Genomic DNA, 9194 nt, shown 5'->3' with positions numbered 1-9194 from the left:
GTCTAGTCCAAAGGTCTTTTTCCCGCTTTTAGCAATGAATGAACAGTCCATCACCGCAATCATTGAGTGATGAAGAGACGTTGCTGCTTTGATTACTTCTGCGTTGAACTGAGCGAAATCAAACTGTTTTTTAAACTGTCGGCGATAACTTCTCTCTGTTCGTTGGCTGTAACGACTCAAGTTGGTAAAGTTTACCTTGCCACAGGCAATTAGAATCGTGGCAAACAGGGTTGTCAAGGCTTTTATCTGTGGTTTATGAAAAATCCCCATTTTGCTCAGTAAGCTTTGTACAATTTCCATATGGCTATCGAGTCGGTGCAAGTTTTTTCTAATCAGCACCTTAATGGCTCGATAGCTTTCTTGTCTATTCCCTCAACTAAAAATTGTCCGGAGTATTGTCTTAAGGTAGTTATACGGAAAAATTCCCTATAATACCCGAATATGAATGTTATATAGAAAGTTTCCGCATAATAAATAGTTAGGCAGCGTGATGGATGACGGTTGGAAAGGTGTCAACGAGGCGCTGAGGCGCTTTGGGCTTCCGGCGAAGCACGCCGACCGCCCGGCAATTGTCGCGGCACTGCGTGAGCAGATCCGACTTGAGGCCAATGAGGTCGGCGACCAGTTCCTGATGCGCCTCCTGTGCGCCCAGCTTTTCTCGCTGGGTGTGGTCGAAGACTCCCTGTTGGTTTGGGAGGCGAAGTCCTGCAACTTCGATACACACTGCGGGATTGATGTCCAGTTCCTATGTGGAGCGGGTTTGAAGCAGACCAAGGAGTTCCTCTGCGCCCACGGCAGTGACCCGGCACAGGATGCGTTGGAGTACATCGCCCGATGTGACCGCGACTTCGCCGACTTCTCGGTTGGGCGCGCCCTCCGACAGGCGCAGGAGTTCTATCAGGTGGCATGACTTGCTGCGGCTAACCGGCCGCTGAACGTCGGTTCGTTAGGCAGCCATAAGGTCGGTGTAGGTAGTTCACAAGCTAGCAATTCCGCGTTTCAACGCAATAATGGCTGCCTGGGTGCGATCTTTGACATCTAGCTTGCTTAAAATTCGGTTGATATGAGTCTTCACTGTACTTTCACTAATATTGAGAGCAGTGCTAATTTCTTGGTTGCTCATGCCCTGTCCGACTAACTGGAGAACTTCTAACTCACGATCGCTCAGTTCTGGAGCAGTCATCCGTTGGACTAGCTTGGCAGCTACATTGGGGGGAATATACTGTTGTCCCCTGGTTACTGTCCGAATTGCTGTCAATAGTTCCTCTGGCTCAGAGTCCTTCAGTAAATACCCCTTTGCCCCTGCTCGCAATCCTCGATAAATCTCTTCATCGGTGTCATACGTGGTCAGCACAATAATTCGGGCATTGGGAAACTGATTGCAAATAACCGTAATCGCCTGAACACCTCCCATTTCAGGCATCCGTAAATCCATCAAAGTCACATCAGGCTGCTGTTGCTGAAAAACTGCGATCGCCTCCTGCCCATTTCGCCCCTGACCAACAATGACGATATCTGGAGCCTTCTCTAACATTCCGATCAAACCCTGGCGGACGACGGGATGATCGTCCACAACCAGAACACGAATGCTACTGGGCTGATTCATGCTGACTTACCCCCGATCGATAGATACCACAATCTCTGTGCCTTGCCCTAAGTGGCTTTGAATCTTTAATTCAGCTCTAATGCGTTCAGCCCGTTGTGCCATCCCCAGTAAACCAAAGCCATTCCTCATCGCCTGGTTTTCTACATCAAATCCTTGCCCATCGTCTTTTATTCGCAAGCTGCATTGGGTCGGTTCATAGACCAGTTTAATGTGGATTTTACGTGTTTTAGCATGTTTGATTGCATTTGTCAAAGCCTCTTGCCCAATCCGAAACAGATTATTTTCTAGATCGGAGGATAGGGTATAGTTTGTACCAATGACTTCGTAGACAATTTGGGTTGCGATTGAGGAATTTAATTGAGCAACAAGACTGCTGAAGGCATCCTGTAAGTTATTACTCTCCAAAAGATATGGGCGGTGTAGTGCCTCTACTGAACGACGTGCCTCCGCCAGCCCAAAACGAGCTAAGTCGAGGATCTGGGTGAGAAGAGTTTGCGCTTTTTCTGGCTCTGCCGTTACCTCATGGGAGGCAGAGCGAGCATGAATGATAATGCCTGTAAACGCTTGGGCTAAAGTGTCGTGAATTTCCCGTGCCATGTGGGTGCGCTCTTCTAGAATGGAGGCTTCTTCGGCACGTTTACGATCGGTGATATCTCTTACCAGCCAAATGACAGAATGTTCTGAGATAGGTGAAATGCGAGTTGCAAACCAGGTTTTCCACCCTCCCATCATCAAGCTATACTCAATCGTTAGCGGCTGCTGAGTGTTCAATGCTTGCCGAATATAGCCAAGAAATGTATCGGCTTGCGCTCGCTCAAAAATTTCGTGTAATGTTCGACCCACCTGTTCGTCAATCGGTTTATATAATTTCTCTGACTTGATGAGGATTGCTCTCAAAATACGCCCTTCTGCATCTATCACCATCAGAGGATCGGGCATTGCATAAAAGAGCGCCCGCAGTTCTGCTTCAGAGGCTTGCAACGCTTCTTCTGCCTGTTTGCGTCTAATTCCTAATGCAATCTCACGGGCTGAAAACTCCAACGCCTCAAAGTTGGACGACGGAATGGGATGTCGAGTAAACATCGCTATAACTCCAACAAGCTGCTCATCCAGCAGTATCGGATAGCCCGCAAATGCCACCATGCCTTCTCGTTTTGCCCATTCTTTATCAATGGATGATTCATCAAACACATTGTTAATCAACAGAGGACAGCGTTCCTGAGCAATTTGTCCAATTTTGACGGTACCTACAGGAATTCGACTGTACTCACCGTCAAGACGGGTATACATCCCCGCACTGGCTTGTAACTCCAAAACATTCTTGTCTTTATTTAGCGTCCAAATCCGAGCAAATGCCGCATTAAAGTGCTCAACAACGGCTTGGACACAGCGATGCAGTATCAAGGGCAAACTATCACTTTGAGCCAAGGCACTATCCACATCGGCGCGAAAAGCGGAGAGTATTGCCTGTTCCCGAAATTGAGCCTCGGACTGGCGCAACACCTCTTCTGCTTGTTTGCGTTTACGTAGCGCAGCTTGCTGTTCGCTAATATCTGTCATGATACTGTAGAAGCCTCTTACCTGAGCATTGTCATCGAAATCAGGGATCAAGGTCGCGCTGATGCACCGCTTGTCATCCGGAAAAGGGATCTCTGTTTCTAGAGATACCGTTTGCCCTGCAAACACCTGATTAATGTAAGGCTCAACTCGTTGATAAACCGGCTCACCGAGAAGTTGGCAAACAGGGTTACCCAGAATTTCATCGCGGCTACGGTTGAACCAGACCTCATAGGTATGGTTGATGAATTGATAACATCGATTGGCATCTACATAGCTAATCAGAACTGGTAGAGCGTTGGCAATCAATCGTAATTCCTGTTCCCGATGGCGCAATTCTGCTTCACTTTGCTGTAAAGCTGCCGTTCGTTGGGCTACTTGTTGCTCCAGGGTACGATTGTAGTTGGCTAAGAGATGTTCGGTTTGTTTGCGCTGGGTGATATCTTGAAAGGCTACAATCGCATAAGCTACCTTGCCCTGTTCGTCAAAGACTGGCGTTCCCCATGCCTCAATGGGAATAATAGTCTCGCCTTGGTGAATCTCTAATTTATCCGTTCTTGTACGTTCGCCTTTTAACGCTCGGACGATTGGCATATCCTCAGGGGAACAGTTTCGATCCGTTCCAGCCAGGTAAACTTGATAAACCTCTGCAAGACGATCTGGTGTCGCGTTAGGATCGACGCCTTTACCCATCAGCTCAATTCCCTGCTGATTGACATAGTAAGGGCGACCAGTCGCATCCAAGACCCCAATTCCCACTGGAACCGCTTCTAGAAATTGATTTATCTGACTTTCGCTAGCGCGTAGTTTCGTGTAGAGTTTGGCATTTTCGATCGCGATCGCTGCTTGAGTGGATAAAAGATGTAATACTTGCGTTCGCGTAGCGTCTCCTTCGGAGAATTGTTCAGGTGTAAATGCCCCAGTTGCTATTTGATTCTCCAGATACAACACACCAACCAGCTTACTTTGTTTCAACAACGGCAAACAGAGCAGGGATTGTGTTTTGTTTTGTCGGATGTAGGGATCGTTGATAAAATTCCCTTCACGAGTTGCATCACTTAAAATTACAGATTCATGCGTTCGGATCACATATTGAATAATGGATTTAGGTACACGATTTGTCATTGGAATCGATTGCGGTACTTGCGTCGCATAGACTTGCTCACCCTCATTGAGTTCACAAGCTGCTTTGATCTCCCATTCGCCTGCGTTCTCCAAAAGCAAACATCCAGTTTGTGCCCCTGCGTTTTCAATTAAAATTTGCATTAGAGAACTAAGCAATCGCTCCAATTCAATCTCACTCGAAATTGCTTGAGCTGCTTTCATCACCGTTGCTAAGTCGAGAGCAGTATGTGAGGTATTTGAGGCGGTTCCAGCCGTGGTGCTAACTGGTGTATAAACTACGTTAGACAACTGAGGAAATAGTTGAGGATAACGAGTTTCTAAATCTTTAACCTTTGCCATTGCTCCCCAGCGTTTATAGCAATAGTGAGCTTCTTTCATGTATGTTTGGGCAAACTTTTCTCTACCACGAGCTAAGTAATGTTTGGCGGCTAATTCATAGGCTAATGCTTCTTCTTGCAGATAATCGTTGTCCTTGGCTCCTTGAATGGCTTGTTCATAGAACTCCTCGGCTTCAAGAACTTGCCCTAAGACTCGTGCTTTCTCTGCCTCAACGAGATGAAACTTGTGTAAAAAGTTTTCTGGACAGCTATCCGACCATGCCTTCAAACGCTCCTGATTTAATCGGATCTGTTCCAAAGTATGACTTTGTTCTGCTTGAGATAGACCGGAATACAGGTTGAGTAGAATCAGAGAACCATAGTAGAAATAACCACTATAGGTTGTAAAACCTACGATAGAATTTAGGATCTTCCCCGCTTCAACGAAATAATGGCAGCCTTGCTCAAAATCTGCTGTTAAACAGGAAAGATGCATTCTGAGGATGTAATAAAGACAAATTGAAGACCGTATTTGTGAGGTTTCACCCCGATCAACTATTTTTTTTGTCTCCTTGAGCGAGCGAGCGCTCTCCTGTGCCGCTTGCCCTAAAGCAAGTTTTGCGATAAAAAATTTAGCTCCAGCCAGTGCCACCCTCGAACGCTCGTCCTGAATCTGCTCTACCACCAACTGATATTTTTCGTTATCTTCTGCAACGGTTATTAAATTTTCTCCTTGAAATAAACGATTAAAAATGTTACCCAACAAGTTATAGGATGCAAATTGAACATCTCCCGACTCCATGCCTGCCAGAAAACCTTTGTAATTGATCGTAGCTGCCCCTGTTATAGGTTTTGACCAAACGTGAATCCAGCCTCCAAACAACATCTGTGCTTTACACTGCTGAGATTTACTGTTTAGCTTGTAGCTAAGTTGCACTGCTAAATCTGCAAACTCATAGCCTCGTTGGTGTTGCCCTTCCATCAAACCTAGAAGAAGACCATAGTTTGCATAAGCCTTAATCGACTCAGCAATATTTCCATGTTCAATGGAAAGACGAACTACTCTTAAACTGACAAAGCTGAAAAGTTCAATATTAGCCGTATGGTAGAGTGATATATCTACAACGACCAATTTAATCACTGCTTGGATGACCGGATCGCTCGCAGTTGGTAAAGTTAAAAGTGAGGAAATTGAGCGATTTTCTAAGCTTTTGGCAACAGCAGCAAACTCTTCACGGACTAATTCTGTCAAATTTTTGCCCTTAATCTCAATCCCCAACTCGTACAATCCGATCAGACCTGTTTGAACTGCTTTCTCACATTCGCCTTGTAAGGTATATTGAGTGATTTGAAATACACGAATATCTGCACGATCAACAGCAGAAGAAATGTGTTCTAAAGCAACCTTGGTTGTGGCGCTTAATTGCTCATAGCTAGCATTGCTCAACTGTGCTGTGCAGAGAGTCCGATACAGGTGGAACATCAAGTCGTACTGACTCATCCAAGCCTCCTCTTTGAGCAAGCCAATGCCAGTCTCAAGATACCGAATCGCAGCTTCATAGGCAGTAGAGGCGATGGCTTTTTGAGCGGCAGCCAAGTTGAGTCGTGCTAGTTTCTCTTTTTCATCTTTCTGTGTCAAAAGGGATTGACCATAGTTGATGTGGTTGACAATATCAAAAAGCCTTTCACTTTGTTCGACCTCAGAGAGCTTGTTCAGCAGGAGTTGTCCAATGCAGTAGTGCGTTACTTGCTTTCGATCCTCAGAAATCAAATCATAGGCGGCTTGCTGTACTCGGTCATGCAAGAATTTATACTCTTGAACTAACAAGTCTTCGTCTAATTCAGACAGGGTTTGAATGAATCCTTCTTGTATCGCTGGTAATAAATCCTGAAAAACCGTTTTGGGTGATGTGTCACACACGATCGCTAAAGTCTCTAAATCAAATTCAGCTCCGATACAAGCGGCTAAACGGAGAATTTGCTGGGTTTCTTCTGGTAGTTTCTTCAACTTTAAGAGCAGCAACTCCACAACATTATTAGTGATATTTTGGGTTTGAAGTTGAGCAATGTTCCACTGCCAGCTTAAGTGTGACCTATCAAAGGTCAGCAGATTTTCGCTATACAGCATCCTCAAAAATTCACTGACAAAGAAAGGATTACCCTGGGTTTTACGCAGCACCAATTCACCAAGGGAACCAACAGTGTCCACATCCCGATGTAGTGTTTCGGCAATCAACTGACTCAACGGCAAGAGCGTTAAAGGTGTCAGGATCATCTCTTGAAGCACTGCCCCTTTTTTTTGCAGCCTCTCTAGCGTTAAGAGCAGTGGATGCGTTGGAGTCACTTCATTGTCTCGATAGGCTCCAATCAAAAACAGGAATTGGTTTTGCTCATCGAGCAGCATCAACTCGATTAACTTCAGCGTCGCGGAGTCAATCCATTGTAAATCATCTAGGAAGATTGCTAGCGGATGCTCCTTGGAACAAAACACTCGGATAAACTGCTCAAAGACGCGATTGAAACGATTCTGAGCTTCCGCAGCTTCCACTTCTGGGACAGGCGGCTGCTTGCCCACAATCAATTCCACTTCAGGGATGACATCAATTATAAGTTGTCCATTGCTGCCCAACCCTGCAAGCAGGCGCGATCGCCACTGTTGCACAGACTCGTCTGGTTCACTAAGTAATTGCTGTACCAATTTTTGCAGGGCAACCGCGATCGCACTGTAGGGAATATTGCACTGAAATTGATCAAATTTACCAGATATAAAATAGCCGCGCTTTTGGGTGATTGGTTTATAAATTTCTTGCACTAACGCTGATTTGCCGACTCCCGCATAGCCAGATACCAACATCATTTCAACTTGGAATTTTGGCTTGTCTGTTGGTTGGGTTTGTGAAGTTGTTTTTAAATTGTTTGGTAAAGCAGCAACGGTATTTGACTCCGGACACGCTACGCGATCAAACGCCGCCAATAACATTGCAACTTCCCGATCCCGTCCATACAGCTTTTGGGGAATTTGAAAGCGATCGCAAACGTCTTGAAGTGCCAGTTGAATGCTATGGATTTGACCGATGTGTTCTAATTGTTTAGCACAGATTTCTAAATCCGCTTTGATGCCCCAGGCACTTTGATAGCGATTTTCAGTATTTTTCGCCATCAGTTTGAGAATGATATCTGAAACTGGCTTGGGAATCGTTGTATTTATTTCATTAGGCGGAACAGGATGTTTGGCTATATGACAATGGACTAGCTCAAGCACGTCTGTAGTGGGAAATGGTAGTTGTCCGGTGAGCAGTTCGTAAAATGTCACGCCCAGCGAGTAGAAATCAGTTCGGTAATCAAGCAAACGGTTCATCCGCCCTGTTTGTTCTGGAGACAGGTAGGCGAGGGTTCCTTCTAAAACGTGAAGGCTTTTAAAAGTTGGATTCGTGTAATTAAATTCAGTAGCAATTCCAAAGTCAATAATTTTGACAACCCCAGCATCCAGATTGAGGACGATGTTTCCAGGGTTGATATCTTTATGAATGACATTGGCTGCATGGATTTTGCCTAGAATATCGCAAAGGGCGATTGCAAAATCAAGAAAAGGCGATAAAGGCATGGGGCAGAAAATATCTGGACGCTTGTGCATCCATTTTTCTAGGGACTCTGCCCCAAAATCTTCTAAGAGAATCACCAGAGTACGTTGATACTCTTGCTGGCTGTATGCCTTGACAACTCCTTCTAAGTTGAGAGAACGAGTAATGTTATATTCCTGTCTGTAGCGGGTTAGTTCTTGAGGTGAGGGATAATCAAGCTTAAGCATTTTTGCTATAATCCCTACACCATCCTCTCTAATGCCCCGATAAACCAGAGAATTAGAACTTTCATATATTTTGCTTTGGATGGCAATACCAGGTAGAGCAATCATAAAGCTTCTCTGGTGAATATAATCTGGCTTACCTCAAACTATACAGTAATTTTCACAATGAAAATAATTACTTAGTATTTGGTAATTGAGGATAAATTTGATGAAATAAAAGATTTAAACTATGATTGCAGATTCCAACACACTCAGCACTTTCTCCTCCAAAGCCGTCAAATAAAACCGCTTCAGCCTCCCCAATGACTCCAAAAACCTTTGCACAGACTCCTCTAGCCCACTGGAGTACACTTGATTGATGCGATCGCAGATTTCTTGCAATTGTTCGCATTCCTGGGGCAGATATTCATAAGACTTCAAGTGCTGCACCCCAACAGTACATTCGCCATCCCAAGTTCTCACGTTACAGCTAAAATCGTTGACTTGAGTAATAATCGCCCAGCAACCGCCCTTACCCCTGAGTTCGGGATTATCCTTGACTAAAATTTGGCAGACTTCCCCAATCTGGTAGCTATTGGGTACTTTGCCCGGATTTCTCACAAAGATATAAAAAGGGGTCAAAAACTGCAAAAATGTATATATAGCAAGCATTTCAGCAGTTGTAAAGCATGACCCCAGCTTCAACAGATCGTATAGCAAAACAGTTCAAATTTGAACAGCCAAAATTACCTACAGTAGTAGTTAATTTCCAGGGTGGAAGAGTAATATCTGATGCCGGATTAAG

General features: G+C 44.9%; 5 protein-coding genes. 1 reads left to right on the top strand and 4 read right to left on the bottom strand.

The genetic code is table 11. The annotated features are described in order from the left end of the window. Positions 1-300: hypothetical protein (locus I8752_RS31625; protein WP_214436133.1), on the bottom strand; the 300-nt coding region annotated here is incomplete at its 3' end. A 190-nt stretch (positions 301-490) separates the two neighbouring features. Here I8752_RS31625 and I8752_RS31620 point away from each other — a divergent pair. After that, positions 491-910 (top strand): hypothetical protein, encoded by a 420-nt coding sequence (locus I8752_RS31620; protein ID WP_086832656.1) that lies wholly within the window; start codon positions 491-493, stop codon positions 908-910. Between the two features lie 66 nt (positions 911-976). Here the strand turns inward: I8752_RS31620 and I8752_RS31615 are convergent, their stop codons facing one another. From I8752_RS31615 to I8752_RS31605, 3 genes are all read right to left on the bottom strand, one after another. Next, a complete protein-coding gene (locus I8752_RS31615) occupies positions 977-1606 on the bottom strand; it encodes a response regulator (protein ID WP_214436132.1) in 630 nt (209 codons plus the stop codon). A gap of 6 nt (positions 1607-1612) precedes the next feature. After that, positions 1613-8518, bottom strand: coding sequence for a PAS domain-containing protein (locus tag I8752_RS31610; RefSeq protein WP_214436131.1), 6906 nt, complete (start codon positions 8516-8518; stop codon positions 1613-1615). Positions 8519-8632: 114 nt separating this feature from the next. Further along, positions 8633-9010, bottom strand: coding sequence for a hypothetical protein (locus I8752_RS31605; RefSeq protein WP_225896030.1), 378 nt, complete (start codon positions 9008-9010; stop codon positions 8633-8635). Positions 9011-9194 lie beyond the last annotated feature (184 nt).

Source organism: Dendronalium phyllosphericum CENA369 (genome assembly GCF_016056275.1).
Taxonomy (GTDB): domain Bacteria; phylum Cyanobacteriota; class Cyanobacteriia; order Cyanobacteriales; family Nostocaceae; genus Dendronalium; species Dendronalium phyllosphericum.
Note: the sequence above shows the minus strand (reverse complement) of the source record. Positions and strands in the feature narration are given on the sequence as shown.

What these genes read in the sequence shown, in the direction of transcription:
- I8752_RS31610 (WP_214436131.1), bottom strand. Translation starts at nt 8,518, where the DNA reads ATGATTGCTCTACCTGGTATTGCCATCCAAAGCAAAATATATGAAAGT.
- I8752_RS31615 (WP_214436132.1), bottom strand. Translation starts at nt 1,606, where the DNA reads ATGAATCAGCCCAGTAGCATTCGTGTTCTGGTTGTGGACGATCATCCC.
- I8752_RS31620 (WP_086832656.1), top strand. Translation starts at nt 491, where the DNA reads ATGGATGACGGTTGGAAAGGTGTCAACGAGGCGCTGAGGCGCTTTGGG.